This window comes from Pseudomonas sp. RIT-PI-r, from assembly GCF_001297015.1.
Lineage (GTDB): Bacteria > Pseudomonadota > Gammaproteobacteria > Pseudomonadales > Pseudomonadaceae > Aquipseudomonas.
In genome coordinates this window covers 21,749-39,521 of sequence record NZ_LIGE01000044.1, presented here as the reverse complement: position 1 = coordinate 39,521, position 17,773 = coordinate 21,749, and the positions used below count along the sequence as shown (strand labels likewise).

Genomic DNA, 17,773 nt, shown 5'->3' with positions numbered 1-17,773 from the left:
GATCCGCCGTCTAATTTACAGGGCGGCCCCTGAGGCTATAAAGAATGAAAACTTTTACTGCTAAACCGGAAACAGTAAAGCGCGACTGGTTTGTCGTCGACGCTGCTGGTCAGACCCTGGGTCGTCTGGCCACCGAAATCGCGAGCCGTCTGCGTGGCAAGCACAAGCCTGAGTACACTCCTCACGTTGACACCGGCGACTACATCGTCGTAATCAACGCTGAGCAGATTCGTGTTACCGGTGCTAAAACCACTGACAAAATGTACTACTCCCACTCCGGTTTCCCGGGCGGCATCAAGTCGATCAACTTTGAAAAGCTGATCGCTAAAGCCCCTGAGCGCGTGATCGAGACCGCGGTTAAAGGCATGCTGCCTAAAAACCCACTGGGTCGCGACATGTACCGTAAGCTGAAAGTCTATGCGGGCGCTGCACACCCACATACTGCTCAGCAGCCCCAAGAACTGAAGTTTTAACGGAATAGTACATTATGTCGGCGACTCAAAATTACGGCACTGGCCGTCGCAAGACCGCAACCGCACGCGTTTTCCTGCGTCCGGGTACTGGTAACATCTCCATCAACAACCGTTCGCTGGAAAACTTCTTCGGCCGTGAAACTGCCCGCATGGTAGTTCGCCAGCCGCTGGAGCTGACTGAGACTGTCGAGAAGTTCGACATCTACGTCACCGTGATCGGCGGTGGTGTAAGTGGTCAAGCTGGCGCAATCCGCCACGGTATCACTCGCGCTCTGATGGACTACGACGAAACCCTGCGTGGCGCTCTGCGCAAAGCTGGCTTCGTTACTCGCGACGCCCGTGAAGTTGAACGTAAGAAAGTTGGTCTGCGTAAAGCGCGTAAGCGTCCGCAGTACTCGAAGCGTTAATTCCGCTTTCGCGTTCAAAAAGAACGCCCGCCTCCTCACGGAAGCGGGCGTTTTTTTATGCCTGCGATTTATCAAAGAATTGCGCTGCGACAACTTGCCACTTCTGTAGACCCCCTATACTGCAAGGCTTGAGGGTATGAGCTCCGGGTAATTCCCTTGTCAGAATTGGGGCTTTTCATTACCATCTCGGCAAAATTTTTATAAGTAACATTGATTTATTTAGTAGATGCCTGATTTAACAGGCCACAAAAGCTGATGGGAGAGGACTGAATGAGCAATGACGGCGTGAATGCAGGCCGGCGTCGCTTCTTGGTAGCAGCCACATCCGTGGTGGGTGCTGCAGGAGCGGTGGGGGCTGCGGTCCCGTTCGTGGGGTCATGGTTTCCCAGTGCCAAGGCGAAAGCCGCTGGTGCACCGGTGAAAGTGAATGTCAGCAAAATCGAGCCAGGACAGCAGATGATTGCTGAGTGGCGCGGCCAGCCGGTGTTCATTGTCCGCCGTACCGAGGAAATTCTGGGGAATCTCAAGAAGATCGAGGGCCAGCTCTCCGATCCGACCTCCAAAAACTCCACGCAACCCACCTATGTCGACCCTGAGGTGCGCTCGATCAAGCCGGAAATTCTGTTGCTGATCGGGATCTGCACGCACCTGGGTTGCTCACCAACCTTCCGTCCCGAAGTGGCACCTGCGGATCTGGGCAAAGACTGGGTCGGTGGCTATTTCTGCCCTTGCCACGGTTCCCACTACGATCTGGCTGGCCGCGTCTACAAGTCGCAACCTGCGCCTTTGAACCTGCCAGTTCCCCCGCATTCCTATGAGACCGATGACCTGATTGTCATTGGCGTCGATACGGAGAAAGCGTGATGAGCAAATTCATGGATTGGGTTGATGCGCGCTTTCCTGCGACCAAAATGTGGGAAGACCATCTCAGCAAGTATTACGCTCCAAAAAACTTCAACTTCTTCTACTTTTTCGGCTCCCTGGCGCTGCTGGTGCTGGTCAACCAGCTCGTCACCGGTGTCTGGCTGACGATGAGCTACACGCCATCGGCAGAAGAGGCTTTTGCGTCCGTCGAAGGCATCATGCGTGACGTCAATCACGGTTCGATCTTGCGCCTGCTGCACGCTGTCGGCGCTTCGATGTTCTTCATCGTGGTGTATCTGCACATGTTCCGTGGTCTGCTTTACGGTTCGTACCAGAAACCGCGCGAGCTGGTCTGGGTGTTCGGCATGCTGATTTACCTGGCGCTGATGGCCGAAGCCTTCATGGGTTATCTACTGCCGTGGGGCCAGATGTCGTACTGGGGTGCCCAGGTGATCATCTCGCTGTTCGGTGCGATTCCCGTCATCGGTAACGACCTGACGCAGTGGATCCGTGGTGACTATCTGATCTCCGGAATCACCTTGAACCGCTTCTTCGCCTTGCACGTTGTCGCGCTGCCAATCGTGATTCTCGGTCTGGTGGTGTTGCACATTCTGGCGTTGCACGAAGTGGGTTCGAACAACCCTGACGGCGTCGATATCAAGAAGCACAAAGACGAAAACGGCATCCCGCTGGACGGCATTGCCTTCCACCCGTACTACACCGTGAAGGACATTGTCGGTGTTGTGGTGTTCTTGTTTATCTTCTGCTTTATTGTGTTCTTTTTCCCGGAAATGGGCGGCTACTTCCTCGAAAAACCAAACTTCGAGCAAGCTAACCCGTTCAAGACGCCTGAGCACATTGCCCCGGTTTGGTACTTCACGCCGTTCTACGCCATCCTGCGTGCGATTCCGGACAAACTCATGGGTGTTATCGCCATGGGCGCCTCGATTGCCTTGCTGTTCGTGCTGCCGTGGCTCGATCGCAGCCCGGTGAAATCGATGCGCTACAAAGGCTGGATGAGCAAAATCTGGCTGGTGGTGTTCTGCATTTCGTTCGTTATTCTCGGCATTCTTGGCGTTCTTGCGCCGACTCCGGGGCGAACCTTGCTGTCGCAGGTCTGCACCTTCCTGTACTTCGCCTACTTCATTCTGATGCCGTTCTACACCCGGCTCGAGAAGACCAAACCGGTTCCGGAAAGGGTGACTGGCTGATGAAAAAGTTATTTTTTGCTCTGATTTTTGCTGCTCTGCCTGTCTTGTCTTTCGCCGCTGAACACGGTGGTCCGGAGCTGGAAAAGGTCGACATTGACGTCTCCGACAAGGCTGCCTTGCAGGATGGTGCGCGTACCTTTGCCAACTATTGCATGGGTTGCCACAGTGCCAAGTTCCAGCGTTACGAGCGGGTTGCCGATGACCTCGGTATCCCTCACGAACTGATGCTGGAAAAACTGGTGTTCACCGGCGCGAAAATCGGCGATCACATGAACATTGGCATGCAGCCAGCCGACGCCAAGACCTGGTTTGGCGCGGCGCCACCGGACCTGACGCTGGTGGCGCGCGTGCGCGGCACCGACTGGCTCTACGGTTATCTGCATTCGTTCTACGAAGATCCTGCGCGTCCATGGGGCGTGAACAACAAGGTCTTCCCGAACGTCGGCATGCCTAACGTACTGGTCGGCCTGCAAGGTCGTCAGGTTGTGGGTTGCAAACAGGTGCAGATCGTCGAGGATGGCAAAAAGCAATACGATCCGCTGACCGGCACGCCTTTGACCCATGAAGCGTGTGATCAGCTGACCATCGTGCCGAAGACCGGTACTCAGAATGCAGAGCAGTTCGATGAGACGGTCAAGAATCTGGTAACCTTCCTGGCTTACTCGGCTAACCCGGTTAAGCTGCAACATCAGCGCATCGGTACTTATGTCTTGCTGTACCTGGCGTTCTTCTTTGTGTTCGCCTACCTGCTCAAGCGTGAATACTGGAAAGACGTGCACTGATACGCTTCAAGCATTGCTGTTAATCGCGCGCGCCCAAGGGCGCCTCCGGTACACAAGATCTGGTTCGCCAGATGTTGTGGGAGGCGCCCTCTGGGCGCGCGCGTTTTTCCGGTTCCGACAAATTCAACAAGCGAGGAGGATCGCCATGGGCGTGACCAATCGGTTGGCCTGTTACTCCGACCCCGCCGACCACTATTCCCACCGAGTGCGCATCGTGCTTGCAGAGAAGGGTGTCAGCGCCGAAATCATTTATGTGGAAGCTGGTCGTCAGCCGCCTAAACTGATTGAGGTGAACCCTTACGGCAGTCTGCCGACGCTGGTCGATCGTGACCTGGCGTTGTGGGAGTCGACCGTGGTGATGGAATATCTGGATGAGCGTTACCCGCACCCGCCATTGATGCCGGTTTATCCGGTAGCGCGTGCCAACAGCCGTCTGCTGATTCACCGTATTCAGCGAGACTGGTGTGGTCTGGTGGATCTGATCCTGGATCCGAAAAGCAAGGAGGCCGCGCGAGTCGTGGCGCGCAAGGAATTGCGAGAAAGCCTGACGGGCGTGTCGCCGCTGTTCGCCGACAAGCCATTTTTCCTCAGTGAGGAACAAAGTCTGGTGGATTGCTGCCTATTGCCAATACTCTGGCGTTTGCCGATTCTGGGTATTGAACTGCCGCGGCCAGCCAAGCCGCTGCTTGATTACATGGAGCGCCAGTTTGCGCGTGAGGCTTTCCAGGCGAGTCTGTCTGGCGTCGAACGCGATATGCGCTAAGGCTTAAGGAGCCGCTATGAACTCCAGTCGACCTTATCTGGTCCGCGCGCTCTACGAGTGGATTGTTGATAACGATTGCACCCCGCACATGCTGGTCAATTCCGAATACCCGGCGGTGCAGGTGCCGCAGGGTTTTGCCAGTGACGGGCAGATTGTCCTGAACATCTCGCCGAGCGCCGTGCGTCATCTGCACATGGACAACGACGTGGTGACCTTTGAAGGTCGCTTCGGTGGCGTTCCACACAGCTTGTATGTGCCGATCAGCGCGATTCTGGGCATCTATGCCCGGGAGAACGGTCAAGGCATGGTGTTCGATCTCGAATCACCGATGGATGACGAAGACGACATCGAGCTGGGTGACGAGCAGCCGCCACCGGACAGTGAGCCACCGCGTCCAAGCGGCCGGCCAAGTCTGAAAGTGGTGAAATAAAAAAAGGCGATCCGGATGGATCGCCTTTTTTATTGCGTAGGAGCTGCCGAAGGCTCGGGCCGCGATCGGACGATCTGTTGATCTTGCTTTAAAAGATCAGGATCAAAAGATCACAGCCTTCGGCAGTTCCTGCAAAGGGTTGTGCGTCAGTCGATGTACTCGAACAGCTTGACGATTTTCTGCACGCCGGAAACGCCCTGAACCAGGTTGGTCGCCTGAGTGGCTTCCTGTTTGGTCAGCAGGCCCAGCAGGTAGACGATGCCGTTCTCGGTCACGACCTTGATGCGCGAGCCAGGGATGCTGGCGTCGGTGAGCATCTGCGTCTTGATCTTGGAGGTCAGCCAGGTGTCGTTCTGGCGCGCCAGGAAGCCGGACGGCGGTATGACTTGCAGTTCGTTATGAACGGTTTTTACCCGTTGCACGGCGGCTGCCGCTTGCTCGGCCTTGGCTTTCAAGTCTGCGCGAGGCGTTTGGCCGGCCAGCAAGACAACTCCGTTGAAACTGGTGACGACGATGTGCGAATCGTTGTCCAGGGCCGGGTCGGCTTTGGCCACGTTTACGCCCACTTTGGTTTCGATCAACGAGTCGTCGATCTTGCTGCCGAAGGTGCGGGTGCCACGATCGTCATCGATCGGTGCTTCACGGCTGGCGTTCACCACCGAGGTGCAACCGCTGATGCCGAGGCACAGGGTCAAGGCCAGAAGGCCAAGGCGATTAGGGGTCATTCTTCACTCCCGAACAGTTGGCTGTCGATCAGATCGCAGAGGCAATGGATCGCCAGCAAGTGGACTTCTTGAATACGTGCAGTGACATTGGCCGGTACGCGAATCTCGACGTCCTCGGGCAACAGCAGCGACGCCATGCCGCCGCCATCGCGTCCGGTCAAAGCTACGACAATCATTTCGCGATCATGTGCGGCCTGGATCGCTTGAATAATGTTTGCCGAGTTGCCGCTGGTCGAAATCGCCAGCAGGACATCGCCTGGCTGACCGAGCGCGCGGATCTGTTTGGAGAACACTTCGTTGTAACTGTAGTCGTTGGCGATCGAGGTAATCGTCGACGTGTCGGTAGTCAGAGCGATAGCCGGCAGGCTCGGGCGCTCGCGCTCGAAGCGGTTGAGCAGCTCGGACGAGAAGTGCTGCGCGTCGCCGGCCGAGCCGCCGTTGCCGCACGAGAGCATTTTGCCTTCGTTGAGCAGGGCGTTGACCATGATCTGGCTGGCTTGCTCGATGTGCGGTGCAAGTACGTCCATCGCCTGTTGCTTGGTGTCGATACTGGCCTGGAAAAGCTGGCGAATTCGGGATTGCATGTCCATCTGTGTGACCTTAAGTAGCGCGGCTATTCGGCACATGAATGTGCAGCCCGCAAAGCAAAGAGCAAAATTTGTCGGTGGGATTGTCCGGGTAGCAACGCCGGCGATCAACTGTCGAAAGCATTCTGCAACCAGTTCAGCTGATCCGGATGGCTGTCGATGGCCACCACGTCGAAGCGGCAGGGGGAATTGGCCCAACGCGACTCGCGCTGAAGAAAATACTGCGCAGCGAAAATCAGTTTCTGCTGCTTGCGCCCGTCGATGCTAGCGAGCGCGCCACCCCATTGAGTGTTTTTTCTGTAGCGAACTTCAACGAATACTACTGTATCGCCATCAAGCATGACCAGATCAAGCTCGCCGCGTTTGCATAACCAGTTCTGTGCAAGCAGCTGCAACCCCTGGTTTTGCAGATGCTCGAGCGCCTGGCGCTCGGCATCCTTGCCGCTCTGCGAGCGTGACCTGTCGGGCATTAGCGCGGCGTGTCCGGCAGGCGCTGAACCTGGCCGCTGACGAACTGCGCCCAAGGCAATTGACGCACAACGCGTTGGGTCTGGGTCATGCCGAGGCTGCCCGATTCACCGTCGATGCGGCTGTCCGGCAGGGCTTTGAGTTGGCCCAGGCGCGGTGCCAGGCGATAGGCGTCAACACCCATCGCGTACAGGCGGCCGAGGCTGCCAGCGGCTTGCGGCCACTGTGCAACCACTTGCTGACGCAGTGGGTCGCTGGTGTCCAGCAGCCATGGAGTTTCGCAGAAGCGAATGCCGTTCATATCGTTGTACTGGTTGACGTCGCCGCTGGCACTGTACACGTGCGAGGTTGCGTAGACCGGAACGTCACCGGCGTACTGGAAGTTCAGGGTCGGTTTGATCTGTTGTGCCTGTTGCGGCGTAGCGGCAAGGAAGATGAACTCGATGTCCTGACGACGCGAGGGCTGTGCGGCGACGTTGGTGCCAGCGGCATTCTGCAGGCTCTTGGCGCGGGCTTCGCTCTGACGCAGCTGGAACATGTCAGCGATCTGCTGGGCCAGTTGCACCGGCTGATCGACGCGTTCGGTGGCAACAATGCTGCCGCCGTTGGCTTGCCAGTCCTGGCTGAAGGCACGCAGTACACGGTCGCCCCATTCGCCTTTCGGCACCATGATCGCGGCGCGGTGCAAGCCATCGGCACGAGCGCGGCGCGACACTTCGCGGGCTTCGTCTTCAGCGGCCAGACCAAACTGGAACAGCTGCGCCGGGCCCTGATCGCCTTCGCTGTAGTTCAGCGCGAGGGTGGTGATCGGCAGTTGCGGGCGAGTGCTCAGTTGTTTGACCAGTGGTTTTTCCAGTGGGCCAACGACCAGTTGCACGCCGTCAGCCTGAGCCTTGCGGTAGAACTCGTCCATCGAAGTCAGCTTCGAGCTGTCGTAGAACTCGATCGCTGGCGGCTTCTGCCCGGCCTGTTGCGCCTGATAGTGCGCAGCCATGAAACCTTCACGCAGCGCCTTGCCAACGGCGGCCAGTTGGCCGTCCTGCGGCAGCAGCAGGGCGATTTTGCTCAGAGGCTGGCTGGCCAGCTCCTTGAGTTTGGTCAGCGGCAGCGGCAGGTTGATCGCGGCCGGGTGCTTTGGATTCTGCGCCCGCCAGGTGTCGATCGCGGCTTGCTGCTGTTCCAGCGTACCGGCGGATTTCACTGCCAGCGCCAGGCCCATCCAGCCGCCGAGATCGTCGGTGGTGTTCGGTTGCAGTTGGTCGGACGGCAGCGAGCCAATCAGGGTCCAGATCGCTTCGTGGTTCTTGCTCGCGGCTTCGCCTTGCAGCATCGGCGCGATGAACACGCGCTCGCGAGCGGCTGCGAGCGTCTGACCGTCGGCTTCAAGGGCGCGGGCGTGAACGGTGCCGGTGCGCACTTGCTGCTCTTCAGGCATCTCGCCCAAGTGTTGCAGGCTTGGATGGCTCAGGGCAGTCAGCGCGGCTTTCGGCTGATTGCGGGTCATGGCCAGCTCAGCATTCAGCGTGCTGGCGAAAATCTGCTGGCCTGGCTTCAGTTGCTCCATCGGCACTTGTTGCAGGATTTGCGCGGACTGTCCGGCGTTGCCTTGGCGATAAGCCAGATCCGCCGCGCTGAGGCGCAACAGGGCGGCTTTTTCCGGGGTTTTCGCCTGGGTCGCCTGTTCGAGCAGTTGCTCGATGCTGGCATCCGGGGTCCGTGGAAGTTCGCCAAGGCTGGAGGAAGGGGAGCTGGCGCAAGCCGCCAACAGGGCAGCGAGGCAGAGGGCAGTGAACAGCCGCAGGCAAGCGATCATGTAAGTGTTCCTGATACTCGATCAAATTAGCGTCGAATTGTACCCAAGCACTGGCCGGGGCGCGATGTTAGTGGCGTGAAACGAACGATTTAGCTGTAGTAAATGTTGCGATGGTGCGTAACCACGAGGAAAACCGTGGTGGGTCGAAGCGCGTCGCAAGCCTCGTGTCGCGCTACAATGGCCGCTTTTACCGATCACGAGGTGTGCGCTTTGACTGCTCCAGGTTCCCTGAATTCCGCTGCTGGCTCGCTTTATGTGGTGGCGACGCCCATCGGCAACCTGGACGACATCAGCGCCCGGGCCCTGAAAATCCTCCGTGAAGTGGCATTGATCGCTGCTGAAGACACTCGTCACTCGGCGCGCCTGATGCAGCACTTCGGGATTGCCACGCCGCTGGCTGCGTGTCACGAACATAACGAACGAGATGAAGGTAGTCGCTTTATTACCCGTTTGCTGGCGGGCGACAACGTTGCGCTGATCTCCGATGCCGGCACGCCGCTGATTTCCGATCCGGGTTATCACTTGGTACGGCAGGCCCGTGCTGCCGGGATCAATGTTGTGCCGGTGCCGGGTGCTTGTGCATTGATTGCTGCGCTATCAGCGGCGGGGCTGCCGTCCGATCGTTTTATCTTTGAAGGCTTCTTGCCAGCCAAGTCGGTCGGACGCAAGGCGCGGCTGGCAGCTGTTAAAGAAGAGCCGCGGACTTTGATTTTCTATGAAGCCCCGCACCGCATTCTTGAATGTCTGCAGGATATGGAAGAAGTGTTTGGTGGTGAGCGTCAGGCATTGCTTGCCCGTGAAATCACCAAAACCTTCGAGACGCTCAAGGGCCTGCCGTTGGCTGAGCTGCGCGCATTTGTTGAATCCGACAGTAATCAGCAGCGCGGCGAATGCGTCGTGCTGGTGGCGGGCTGGACCGCGCCGGAGTCTGAAGACACCGTCAGCAGCGAGGCGATGCGGGTGCTCGATCTGTTGCTCGAAGAGATGCCGCTCAAGCGTGCTGCTGCCTTGGCTGCGCAGATCACTGGCGAGCGCAAAAACGTGCTGTATCAGGTCGCGCTGGATAAACAGAAGGGCGAGTAACCCGTCGCGCAGACAGGTTTTGCGGCTATTAGCGCTTGTTCTTCGGCCGCTCTGCCGTTAACCTTCGCGGCGGAGAGTCGATCGGACAGTCGCTGCCCTCTATGAAAATTAGGGGGGGGAGGAAAGTCCGGGCTCCATAGGGCGAAGTGCCAGGTAATGCCTGGGAGGCGTGAGCCTACGGAAAGTGCCACAGAAAATAACCGCCTAAGCGCTTCGGCGCCGGTAAGGGTGAAAAGGTGCGGTAAGAGCGCACCGCACGTCTGGCAACAGTTCGTGGCTAGGTAAACCCCACTTGGAGCAAGACCAAATAGGGTCCCAAGGCGTGGCCCGCGCTGGGACCGGGTAGGTTGCTAAAGATGTCCAGTGATGGCCATCGTAGACGAATGACTGTTCAAGACAGAACCCGGCTTACAGATCGACTCTCCACCTTTTTCTTTCCCTGCTTGAATCAAAGGCAACAGGGCTGTGTAATATCAGCAGGCCTGCCCTGAAAGTTCGGCAGCGGCAAACGCAGTAATAGCCATTTCCCACCTTGCTTCAATCAACAGCAGAAGCGCTTTTGTAATACCGAAAAAATCTTACTCTTAACAAATTACTTTAACTTTCGAGCGCAGCTGTCAGTGCTGCATCAAGTTATGGGTCGAAAGTCTGCGCCAGATTGTCGTTACGCCTCCTTTTATGCTCCTAAATCTCCGTTCTGTAAGGGTTTTCCTTTAATCCGCGCCTTGACGGTGTGGTGGGCGCATTCCTATAGTGTGCGCAAGTGGCGGAAAGTGGCATGAAGTGGGTTTTTTGAGCTCAAAACGATAAAAATTGGAGAAACGCAGACGTGTTTCGCGGAGCTAACGCTATCAGTCTCGATGCAAAGGGCCGTCTCGCCATGCCGAGCCGGTACCGTGACGAGCTCGATTCGCGCAGTTCCGGCCAATTGATCGTGACCATTGATGCCGTTGATCCGTGTCTGTGTGTCTATCCGCTCGACGAGTGGGAAATTATTGAAACCAAGTTGCGCGCACTCCCTTCGCTTCGCGAAGAGAACCGTCGCTTGCAGCGTTTATTGATTGGCAACGCCGTCGACCTCGAACTCGACGGCAGTGGCCGTTTTCTGGTTCCACCGCGTCTGCGCGAGTACGCCAAGCTCGATAAGCGCGCAATGCTGGTAGGCCAACTGAACAAGTTCCAATTGTGGGACGAGGATGCATGGAACGCGGTTTCTGCCGCTGACCTTGCTGCCATTCAACAACCGGGCGCGATGCCTGATGAACTGCGTGATTTGATCCTGTGACTATTGATAGCGGCTTTAACCACATCACCGTACTGCTTGACGAAGCCGTCGAGGCTCTCGCCGTACGTCCTGATGGCTGCTATCTGGACGGTACGTTCGGGCGCGGCGGACACAGCCGGTTGATCCTCAGCCAGCTCGGCACGGACGGTCGTCTCATCGGATTCGACAAAGACCCACAAGCGATTGCCACCGGGCAGACGCTAGCGGCCGAAGACGGCCGCTTTGTCGTTGTGCAGCGCAGCTTTGCCGAGCTGGGTTCGGTGGTTGCCGAGCAAGGCCTGAGCGGCAAGGTCAGCGGCATCCTGCTCGATCTCGGCGTGTCGTCGCCGCAGCTCGACGACGCTGAACGCGGCTTCAGTTTCCTCAATGACGGCCCGCTAGACATGCGCATGGATCCGTCCCGTGGCATCAGCGCTGCCGAATTCGTCAACACCGCGCCGGCTGAGGAAATCGCCCGGGTGTTCAAGGAATACGGTGAAGAACGTTTCTCCGGTCGCATGGCTCGTGCCGTCGCCGAGCGTCGCGATATCAAGCCGTTCGAGCGCACCGCCGATCTGGCCGAAGTATTGAAAGTCGCCAACCCGGCCTGGGAGAAGGGCAAGAACCCGGCCACCCGTGCCTTCCAGGGTTTGCGTATTCACGTCAACAACGAACTGGGTGATCTGGAAGCCGGCCTCGAAGCCGCGCTGGACGCTCTGGAAGTCGGCGGCCGTCTGGTGGTGATCAGCTTCCACTCGCTGGAAGACCGCATCGTCAAACTGTTCATGCGCAAGCTGGTGAAAGGCGAAGCCGACAACCTGCCGCGCAACCTGCCGGTTCGCCACGTCGCGTTCGAACCGAAAATCAAAGTCCATGGCAAAGCGCAGACGGCCTCCGACGCCGAACTCAAAGCCAACCCACGTTCCCGTAGCGCCGTCATGCGCGTCGCGGAGAAGCTGCGGTGAGCAAGCTTTTCGCCAAGCCACTGCCCGGCGGCAGCTTTCTGATGCTGCTGCTGTTTATCGGCGTGCTCGTCTCGGCCATTGCCGTGTCGTACAGCGCGCACTGGAACCGGCAGTTGCTCAACACCCTTTATAACGAACTCAGCGTGCGCGACAAGGCGCAGGCCGAGTGGGGCCGTCTGATTCTCGAACAGAGCACCTGGACCGCGCACAGCCGCATCGAAGTGCTGGCCACCGAACAACTGAAAATGCACATTCCCGGCGCGGCTGACGTGAAGATGGTGGCGCCATGATGAAACTCGAAGGCGCACTGTTCCCATGGCGCTTCCGCCTGATGGTGGCGCTGCTCGGCATCATGGTCGCGGCGATCTGCTGGCGCATCATCGACCTGCAAGTGGTTGACCGTGACTTCCTCAAAGGTCAGGGCGACGCGCGCAGTCTGCGTCACATTCCGATTCCGGCTCATCGTGGTCTGATCACCGACCGTAACGGCGAGCCTTTGGCCGTGAGTACCCCGGTGACCACGCTGTGGGCCAACGCCAAGGAAATGCAAACGGCGAAAGAGAAGTGGCCGGCACTCGCCGCCGCGCTGGGTCAGGATCCGAAAGCACTGACCGAACGCCTCGAAGCTCAGGCCAACAAAGAATTCATTTATCTGGTGCGCGGGCTGACCCCCGAGCAGGGCCAGGCTGTGCTCGACCTGAAAGTGCCGGGCGTCTACGGCATCGAAGAATTCCGCCGCTTCTATCCGGCCGGTGAGGTCACCGCGCACATGGTCGGGTTTACCGATATCGACGACCACGGTCGTGAAGGTGTCGAGCTGGCCTATGACGAATGGCTCGCCGGGGTGCCGGGCAAACGGCAGGTCATCAAGGATCGGCGCGGTCGGCTGATCAAGGATGTCCAGGTCACCAAAAACGCCAAGGCCGGCAAGCCCTTGGCGTTGTCCATTGACCTGCGTCTGCAATATCTGGCCAACCGCGAACTGCGTAACGCGATCATCGAGAACGGCGCGAAGGCCGGCAGTCTGGTGATCATGGACGTCAAGACCGGCGAGATTCTGGCCATGGTCAACCAGCCGACCTACAACCCGAACAACCGTCGCAACCTGCAACCGGCGATGATGCGCAACCGCGCGATGATCGACGTGTTCGAGCCAGGTTCGACCATGAAAGCCATCTCGATGAGCGCCGCGATCGAAACCGGCCGCTGGAAACCGAGCGACACCGTCGAGGTGTATCCGGGTTCCCTGCAGATCGGCAAATACACGATCAAAGACGTATCCAGGACTGAAGGCCCGGTGCTCGACCTGACCGGCATTCTGATCAATTCCAGTAACGTTGGTATGAGTAAGGTCGCCTTCGATATCGGCGGCGAAACCATTTTCCGCCTCGCGCAGAAAGTCGGACTTGGCCAGGACACCGGCCTCGGTTTCCCGGGCGAACGTGTCGGTAACCTGCCGAACTATCGCGAGTGGCGCAAGGCCGAAACCGCGACGCTGTCCTACGGCTACGGTATTTCCGTGACCGCGATCCAGCTGGTTCACGCGTTCTCTGCACTGGCCAACAACGGTCGTCTCGCGCCGCTGACGCTGATCAAAACCGACAAGATGCCGCAGACCACCCAAGTGCTGCCGGAAGCCGTGGCGAAAACCATGCAAGGCATGCTGACCCAAGTGATCGAAGCACCGCGCGGAGTGTTCCGTGCGCAAGTGCCGGCGTATCACGTGGCGGGCAAGTCGGGTACTGCACGTAAAACATCGGTCGGCACCAAAGGCTACGCGGAAAACTCGTACCGCTCGCTGTTCGCCGGTTTCGGCCCGATGAGCGATCCGCGTTACGCGATTGTTGTGGTGATCGATGAGCCGTCCAAGGCCGGCTACTTCGGTGGTCTGGTATCGGCGCCGGTGTTCAGCCGCGTGATGTCCGGCACCCTGCGCCTGATGAACGTGACCCCGGACAACCTGCCGACCACGCAACAGGCCAACGCTACCCCGGTCGTTCCGCTGAAAGCCAATGGAGGGCGCGGCTGATGTCATTAAGTCTGAACAAGATATTCCCCCACGCCGGCCACGATCTGTTGATCCGTGAATTGGCGCTGGACAGCCGTAACGTGCGCGCAGGCGATCTGTTCCTCGCCGTGCCTGGCGGCAAATTCGATGGCCGTGCGCACATTGCCGACGCACTGCAACGCGGTGCGGCGGCTGTAGCTTATGAAGTGGAAGGCGCCACCGTGCTGCCGATCACTGACGTGCCGCTGATTCCGGTCAAAGGTCTGGCGGCACAGCTGTCGGACATCGCCGGGCGTTTTTACGGCGAGCCGAGCCATCACTTGAACCTGATCGGCGTGACCGGCACCAACGGCAAGACCAGCGTGACCCAATTGGTTGCGCAGGCGCTGGATCTGCTCGGTCAGCATTGCGGCATCGTCGGCACCCTCGGTTCCGGCTTCTATGGCGCGCTGGAAAGCGGTCTGCACACCACGCCGAATCCGATCGCCGTGCAAGCGACCCTGGGCGACCTGAAAAAGGCCGGCGCCAAAGCCGTGGCCATGGAAGTCTCGTCCCACGGTCTGGATCAGGGCCGCGTCACGGCGCTGGCGTTCGACGTGGCGGTGATGACCAACCTGTCCCGCGATCACCTGGATTATCACGGCAGCATGGAGGCGTACGCCGAGGCCAAGGCCAAGCTGTTCGCCTGGAATGACCTGAAGTGCCGCGTGGTCAACCTTGACGACGATTTCGGCCGACAACTGGCCGCGGAAAAACGTGAGTCGCGCTTGATCACTTATAGCCTGCTCGACAGCAGCGCCTATCTGTATTGCCGCGAAGCGCAGTTCGACGACCACGGCGTGCGCGCCACGCTGGTCACGCCGCAGGGCGAACATCATCTGCGCAGCACGCTGCTCGGCCGTTTCAACCTGAGCAACGTCCTGGCTGCGGTCGGCGCCTTGCTCGGTCTGGATTACGCGCTCGACGAAATTCTAAAGGTGCTGCCGAAACTCGAAGGCCCGGCCGGACGCATGCAGCGTCTCGGTGGCGGCACGCAGCCGTTGGTGGTGGTCGATTACGCCCACACTCCGGACGCGCTGGAGAAAGTCCTGACCGCGTTGCGCCCGCACGTCAAAGGTCAGCTGATGTGCCTGTTCGGCTGCGGCGGCGACCGTGATCGCGGCAAGCGTCCGTTGATGGCCGAAGTGGTCGAGCGCCTGGCCGATCAGGTACTGGTCACTGACGACAACCCGCGCACCGAAGATCCAGCAGTGATTTTCGACGACATCCGCGCCGGTTTTACGGCTGTGGATAAAGTCACCTTCGTCGCCGGCCGTGGCCAGGCGATTGCGCAACTGATTGCCGGCGCGTCCGCCGACGACGTGGTTGTCCTGGCCGGTAAAGGTCACGAGGACTATCAGGAAATCAATGGCGAACGCCACGCTTTCTCCGATCTGGTCGAGGCTGATCACGCCCTGACCGCTTGGGAGGTGGCCCATGCTTAAGGCCCTGAAACTCAGCGAACTGACCAACGCCCTCGATGCGCGTTTGATCGCTGGTGATGCCAGTTTCGACGGCGTCAGCATCGACAGTCGCGCGATCCAGCCTGGGCAACTGTTTATTGCGTTGACCGGTCCGCGTTTCGACGGTCATGACTATTTGAACGATGTCGCCGCCAAAGGCGCAGTGGCTGCGCTGGTCGAGCGCGAAGTCGCCGACAGCACCTTGCCGCAATTGCTGGTCAAAGACACTCGTCAGGCCCTCGGCCAGTTGGGTGCGCTGAACCGTGCTGCATTCACTCAGCCAGTCGCCGCGATCACCGGTTCCAGCGGCAAGACCACCGTCAAGGAAATGCTCGCGAGCATCCTGCGCACGCGCGGTCCGGTATTGGCGACCCGTGGCAACCTGAACAACGACCTCGGCGCACCGCTGACCCTGCTCGAACTGGCGCCGGAACACACCTCGGCGGTGATCGAACTGGGTGCCTCGCGTCTCGGCGAAATCGCTTACACCGTTGGCCTGACCAAACCGCACGTGGCGATCCTGAACAATGCCGGCACCGCGCACGTCGGTGAGTTTGGCGGCCCGGAAAAAATCGTTGAAGCTAAAGGTGAAATCATCGACGGGCTCGCGGCCGACGGCGTCGCCGTGCTTAACCTCGATGACAAGGCCTTCGGCATCTGGAAGACCCGTGCGGGCGCGCGCAAAGTGCTGACTTTTGCCCTGAGCAACACGCACGCGGACTTCTACGCCAGCGATCTGAGCACCGATGCCCGTGGTTGCCCGGCCTTCAACCTGCATACACCTGAAGGTGACGAACGCGTTCAACTGAACCTGCTCGGCACCCACAACGTCGCCAATTCCATGGCCGCCGCCGCTGCCGCGCACGCCTTGGGCGTGTCGCTGTTCGGCATTGCCACCGGGCTTGGCGCCGTGCAACCGGTCAAGGGGCGCACCGTCGCGCAACTGGCGAAAAACGGTATGCGCGTGATTGATGACACTTACAACGCAAACCCCACCTCTATGTGCGCCGCCGTTGATATACTCGCCGGCTTTTCCGGCCGCACCGTCCTGGTGCTCGGAGATATCGGCGAGTTGGGCGATTGGGCGGAGCAGGGGCACCGCGACGTGGGCGAGTACGCCCGGGGCAAGGTTTCCGCGCTTTATGCCGTTGGGCCAAACATGGTTCACGCCGTAAACGCTTTCGGTGAACAGGCGCATCACTTCGGCAGCCAAGCCGAACTGATTCAGGCCCTCGACGCCGAGCAGGACACAAACACCACCATTTTGATCAAGGGTTCGCGCAGTGCAGCGATGGAAAACATCGTTGCGGCTCTGTGCGGGTCCAGTCTGGAGAAACATTAATGCTGCTGCTGCTAGCGGAGTATCTGCAACAGTTCTACAAAGGCTTCGCGGTCTTTCAGTACCTGACCCTGCGCGGGATCCTCGGTGTGCTGACCGCGCTGGTTTTGTCGCTGTGCTATGGCCCGTGGATGATCCGCACCCTGCAGAACCGTCAGATCGGTCAATCCGTGCGGAACGATGGCCCGCAATCGCACCTGTCCAAGTCGGGCACACCGACCATGGGCGGCGCACTGATTCTGTCTTCGATCGGCGTCAGCACGCTGCTTTGGGCTGACCTGAGCAACCGCTACGTCTGGACTGTTCTGCTGGTGACCCTGCTGTTTGGCGCCATCGGCTGGGTCGACGATTACCGCAAAGTCATCGAGAAGAACTCGCGTGGTTTGCCGAGCCGCTGGAAGTATTTCTGGCAGTCGGTGTTCGGCCTCGGCGCGGCGATCTTCCTTTATATGACTGCTTCCACCCCGGTGGAAACCACGCTGATCCTGCCGATGCTCAAGGATTACAGCATTCCGCTGGGCCTGGGCTTCATCGTGCTGACTTACTTTGTGATCGTCGGTTCGAGCAACGCAGTCAACCTGACTGACGGGCTCGACGGTCTGGCGATCATGCCGACCGTGATGGTTGGCGGTGGCCTCGGCATTTTCTGCTACCTGTCGGGTAACGTGAAATTCGCTGAGTACCTGCTGATTCCCTACGTGCCGGGCGCGGGCGAACTGATCGTGTTCTGCGGCGCGCTGATCGGTGCCGGTCTGGGTTTCCTGTGGTTCAACACCTATCCGGCGCAAGTGTTCATGGGTGACGTCGGTGCGCTGGCACTCGGCGCGGCACTGGGCACCATCGCCGTGATCGTCCGTCAGGAAATCGTCCTGTTCATCATGGGCGGCGTGTTCGTGATGGAAACCCTGTCAGTGGTCATTCAGGTTGCGTCCTTTAAGCTGACCGGTCGCCGTGTGTTCCGCATGGCACCGATTCACCACCATTTTGAACTCAAGGGCTGGCCCGAGCCGCGCGTGATCGTCCGTTTCTGGATCATCACCGTGATTCTCGTGCTGATCGGCCTTGCCACCCTGAAGCTGAGGTAGAACG

General features: G+C 59.1%; 19 protein-coding genes and 1 other RNA gene. 16 read left to right on the top strand and 4 right to left on the bottom strand.

The genetic code is table 11. The features are described 5' to 3' along the window. Positions 1–44 precede the first annotated feature (44 nt). From rplM to AK821_RS26385, 7 genes are all read left to right on the top strand, one after another. On the top strand, positions 45–473 hold the full coding sequence (gene rplM, locus AK821_RS26415) for a 50S ribosomal protein L13 (protein WP_007917032.1): 429 nt from the start codon (positions 45–47) through the stop codon (positions 471–473). A gap of 14 nt (positions 474–487) precedes the next feature. After that, the gene (rpsI, locus tag AK821_RS26410) at positions 488–880 is read left to right on the top strand and encodes a 30S ribosomal protein S9 (protein ID WP_008080273.1); all 393 of its coding nucleotides are present in this window, start codon (positions 488–490) and stop codon (positions 878–880) included. Between the two features lie 270 nt (positions 881–1,150). Then, positions 1,151–1,744 carry a ubiquinol-cytochrome c reductase iron-sulfur subunit gene (gene petA / locus AK821_RS26405; protein WP_007917031.1) on the top strand — a complete coding sequence of 198 codons (594 nt, stop codon included), beginning with the start codon at positions 1,151–1,153 and terminating at the stop codon, positions 1,742–1,744. Beyond that, the gene (locus AK821_RS26400; RefSeq protein WP_064392874.1) at positions 1,744–2,955 is read left to right on the top strand and encodes a cytochrome b; all 1,212 of its coding nucleotides are present in this window, start codon (positions 1,744–1,746) and stop codon (positions 2,953–2,955) included. The genes petA and AK821_RS26400 overlap by 1 nt, the downstream gene beginning before the upstream one ends. Beyond that, a complete protein-coding gene (locus tag AK821_RS26395) occupies positions 2,955–3,737 on the top strand; it encodes a cytochrome c1 (RefSeq protein WP_064392873.1) in 783 nt (260 codons plus the stop codon). The genes AK821_RS26400 and AK821_RS26395 overlap by 1 nt, the downstream gene beginning before the upstream one ends. Before the next feature lie 145 nt (positions 3,738–3,882). After that, positions 3,883–4,500, top strand: a complete 618-nt coding sequence (locus AK821_RS26390; protein ID WP_007961620.1) for a glutathione S-transferase N-terminal domain-containing protein — start codon at positions 3,883–3,885, stop codon at positions 4,498–4,500. Between the two features lie 16 nt (positions 4,501–4,516). After that, a complete protein-coding gene (locus tag AK821_RS26385; RefSeq protein ID WP_064392872.1) occupies positions 4,517–4,930 on the top strand; it encodes a ClpXP protease specificity-enhancing factor in 414 nt (137 codons plus the stop codon). 146 nt (positions 4,931–5,076) lie between these two features. Here the strand turns inward: AK821_RS26385 and AK821_RS26380 are convergent, their stop codons facing one another. The 4 genes from AK821_RS26380 to AK821_RS26365 form a co-directional block, all read right to left on the bottom strand. Further along, entirely contained in the window at positions 5,077–5,655 is a 579-nt protein-coding gene (locus tag AK821_RS26380) for a BON domain-containing protein (RefSeq protein ID WP_007917023.1), read from the bottom strand. Further along, entirely contained in the window at positions 5,652–6,245 is a 594-nt protein-coding gene (locus AK821_RS26375; protein WP_008082788.1) for a phosphoheptose isomerase, read from the bottom strand. Before AK821_RS26375 ends, AK821_RS26380 begins: the two co-directional genes overlap by 4 nt. A gap of 104 nt (positions 6,246–6,349) precedes the next feature. After that, on the bottom strand, positions 6,350–6,712 hold the full coding sequence (locus AK821_RS26370) for a YraN family protein (RefSeq protein ID WP_064392871.1): 363 nt from the start codon (positions 6,710–6,712) through the stop codon (positions 6,350–6,352). Continuing rightward, positions 6,712–8,523, bottom strand: a complete 1,812-nt coding sequence (locus AK821_RS26365; protein WP_064392870.1) for a penicillin-binding protein activator — start codon at positions 8,521–8,523, stop codon at positions 6,712–6,714. The genes AK821_RS26370 and AK821_RS26365 overlap by 1 nt, the downstream gene beginning before the upstream one ends. 177 nt (positions 8,524–8,700) lie before the next feature. Here AK821_RS26365 and rsmI point away from each other — a divergent pair, with 177 nt between their 5' ends. The 9 genes from rsmI (at position 8,701) to mraY (ending at position 17,769) form a co-directional block, all read left to right on the top strand. Beyond that, complete coding sequence (gene rsmI, locus AK821_RS26360; protein WP_064392869.1) at positions 8,701–9,606, top strand: 16S rRNA (cytidine(1402)-2'-O)-methyltransferase; 906 nt, start codon at positions 8,701–8,703, stop codon at positions 9,604–9,606. Between the two features lie 73 nt (positions 9,607–9,679). Further along, positions 9,680–10,033, top strand: an RNA gene (gene rnpB / locus AK821_RS26355) — RNase P RNA component class A. Positions 10,034–10,435: 402 nt separating this feature from the next. Next, on the top strand, positions 10,436–10,891 hold the full coding sequence (gene mraZ / locus AK821_RS26350) for a division/cell wall cluster transcriptional repressor MraZ (protein ID WP_007917012.1): 456 nt from the start codon (positions 10,436–10,438) through the stop codon (positions 10,889–10,891). Further along, complete coding sequence (gene rsmH, locus AK821_RS26345; protein WP_007917010.1) at positions 10,888–11,835, top strand: 16S rRNA (cytosine(1402)-N(4))-methyltransferase RsmH; 948 nt, start codon at positions 10,888–10,890, stop codon at positions 11,833–11,835. The genes mraZ and rsmH overlap by 4 nt, the downstream gene beginning before the upstream one ends. Then, a complete protein-coding gene (gene ftsL / locus AK821_RS26340) occupies positions 11,832–12,125 on the top strand; it encodes a cell division protein FtsL (RefSeq protein ID WP_007917008.1) in 294 nt (97 codons plus the stop codon). The genes rsmH and ftsL overlap by 4 nt, the downstream gene beginning before the upstream one ends. Beyond that, positions 12,125–13,864 carry a peptidoglycan D,D-transpeptidase FtsI family protein gene (locus AK821_RS26335; protein ID WP_177330985.1) on the top strand — a complete coding sequence of 580 codons (1,740 nt, stop codon included), beginning with the start codon at positions 12,125–12,127 and terminating at the stop codon, positions 13,862–13,864. The genes ftsL and AK821_RS26335 overlap by 1 nt, the downstream gene beginning before the upstream one ends. After that, positions 13,864–15,327, top strand: coding sequence for a UDP-N-acetylmuramoyl-L-alanyl-D-glutamate--2,6-diaminopimelate ligase (locus AK821_RS26330; RefSeq protein ID WP_064392867.1), 1,464 nt, complete (start codon positions 13,864–13,866; stop codon positions 15,325–15,327). The genes AK821_RS26335 and AK821_RS26330 overlap by 1 nt, the downstream gene beginning before the upstream one ends. Further along, the gene (locus AK821_RS26325) at positions 15,320–16,687 is read left to right on the top strand and encodes a UDP-N-acetylmuramoyl-tripeptide--D-alanyl-D-alanine ligase (RefSeq protein WP_064392866.1); all 1,368 of its coding nucleotides are present in this window, start codon (positions 15,320–15,322) and stop codon (positions 16,685–16,687) included. Before AK821_RS26330 ends, AK821_RS26325 begins: the two co-directional genes overlap by 8 nt. Continuing rightward, a complete protein-coding gene (mraY, locus tag AK821_RS26320) occupies positions 16,687–17,769 on the top strand; it encodes a phospho-N-acetylmuramoyl-pentapeptide-transferase (protein WP_007917000.1) in 1,083 nt (360 codons plus the stop codon). The genes AK821_RS26325 and mraY overlap by 1 nt, the downstream gene beginning before the upstream one ends. Positions 17,770–17,773 lie beyond the last annotated feature (4 nt).

What these genes read in the sequence shown, in the direction of transcription:
- rplM (WP_007917032.1), top strand. Translation starts at nt 45, where the DNA reads ATGAAAACTTTTACTGCTAAACCGGAAACAGTAAAGCGCGACTGGTTT.
- rpsI (WP_008080273.1), top strand. Translation starts at nt 488, where the DNA reads ATGTCGGCGACTCAAAATTACGGCACTGGCCGTCGCAAGACCGCAACC.
- petA (WP_007917031.1), top strand. Translation starts at nt 1,151, where the DNA reads ATGAGCAATGACGGCGTGAATGCAGGCCGGCGTCGCTTCTTGGTAGCA.
- AK821_RS26400 (WP_064392874.1), top strand. Translation starts at nt 1,744, where the DNA reads ATGAGCAAATTCATGGATTGGGTTGATGCGCGCTTTCCTGCGACCAAA.
- AK821_RS26395 (WP_064392873.1), top strand. Translation starts at nt 2,955, where the DNA reads ATGAAAAAGTTATTTTTTGCTCTGATTTTTGCTGCTCTGCCTGTCTTG.
- AK821_RS26390 (WP_007961620.1), top strand. Translation starts at nt 3,883, where the DNA reads ATGGGCGTGACCAATCGGTTGGCCTGTTACTCCGACCCCGCCGACCAC.
- AK821_RS26385 (WP_064392872.1), top strand. Translation starts at nt 4,517, where the DNA reads ATGAACTCCAGTCGACCTTATCTGGTCCGCGCGCTCTACGAGTGGATT.
- AK821_RS26380 (WP_007917023.1), bottom strand. Translation starts at nt 5,655, where the DNA reads ATGACCCCTAATCGCCTTGGCCTTCTGGCCTTGACCCTGTGCCTCGGC.
- AK821_RS26375 (WP_008082788.1), bottom strand. Translation starts at nt 6,245, where the DNA reads ATGGACATGCAATCCCGAATTCGCCAGCTTTTCCAGGCCAGTATCGAC.
- AK821_RS26370 (WP_064392871.1), bottom strand. Translation starts at nt 6,712, where the DNA reads ATGCCCGACAGGTCACGCTCGCAGAGCGGCAAGGATGCCGAGCGCCAG.
- AK821_RS26365 (WP_064392870.1), bottom strand. Translation starts at nt 8,523, where the DNA reads ATGATCGCTTGCCTGCGGCTGTTCACTGCCCTCTGCCTCGCTGCCCTG.
- rsmI (WP_064392869.1), top strand. Translation starts at nt 8,701, where the DNA reads ATGGCCGCTTTTACCGATCACGAGGTGTGCGCTTTGACTGCTCCAGGT.
- AK821_RS26335 (WP_177330985.1), top strand. Translation starts at nt 12,125, where the DNA reads ATGAAACTCGAAGGCGCACTGTTCCCATGGCGCTTCCGCCTGATGGTG.
- AK821_RS26330 (WP_064392867.1), top strand. Translation starts at nt 13,864, where the DNA reads ATGTCATTAAGTCTGAACAAGATATTCCCCCACGCCGGCCACGATCTG.
- AK821_RS26325 (WP_064392866.1), top strand. Translation starts at nt 15,320, where the DNA reads ATGCTTAAGGCCCTGAAACTCAGCGAACTGACCAACGCCCTCGATGCG.
- mraY (WP_007917000.1), top strand. Translation starts at nt 16,687, where the DNA reads ATGCTGCTGCTGCTAGCGGAGTATCTGCAACAGTTCTACAAAGGCTTC.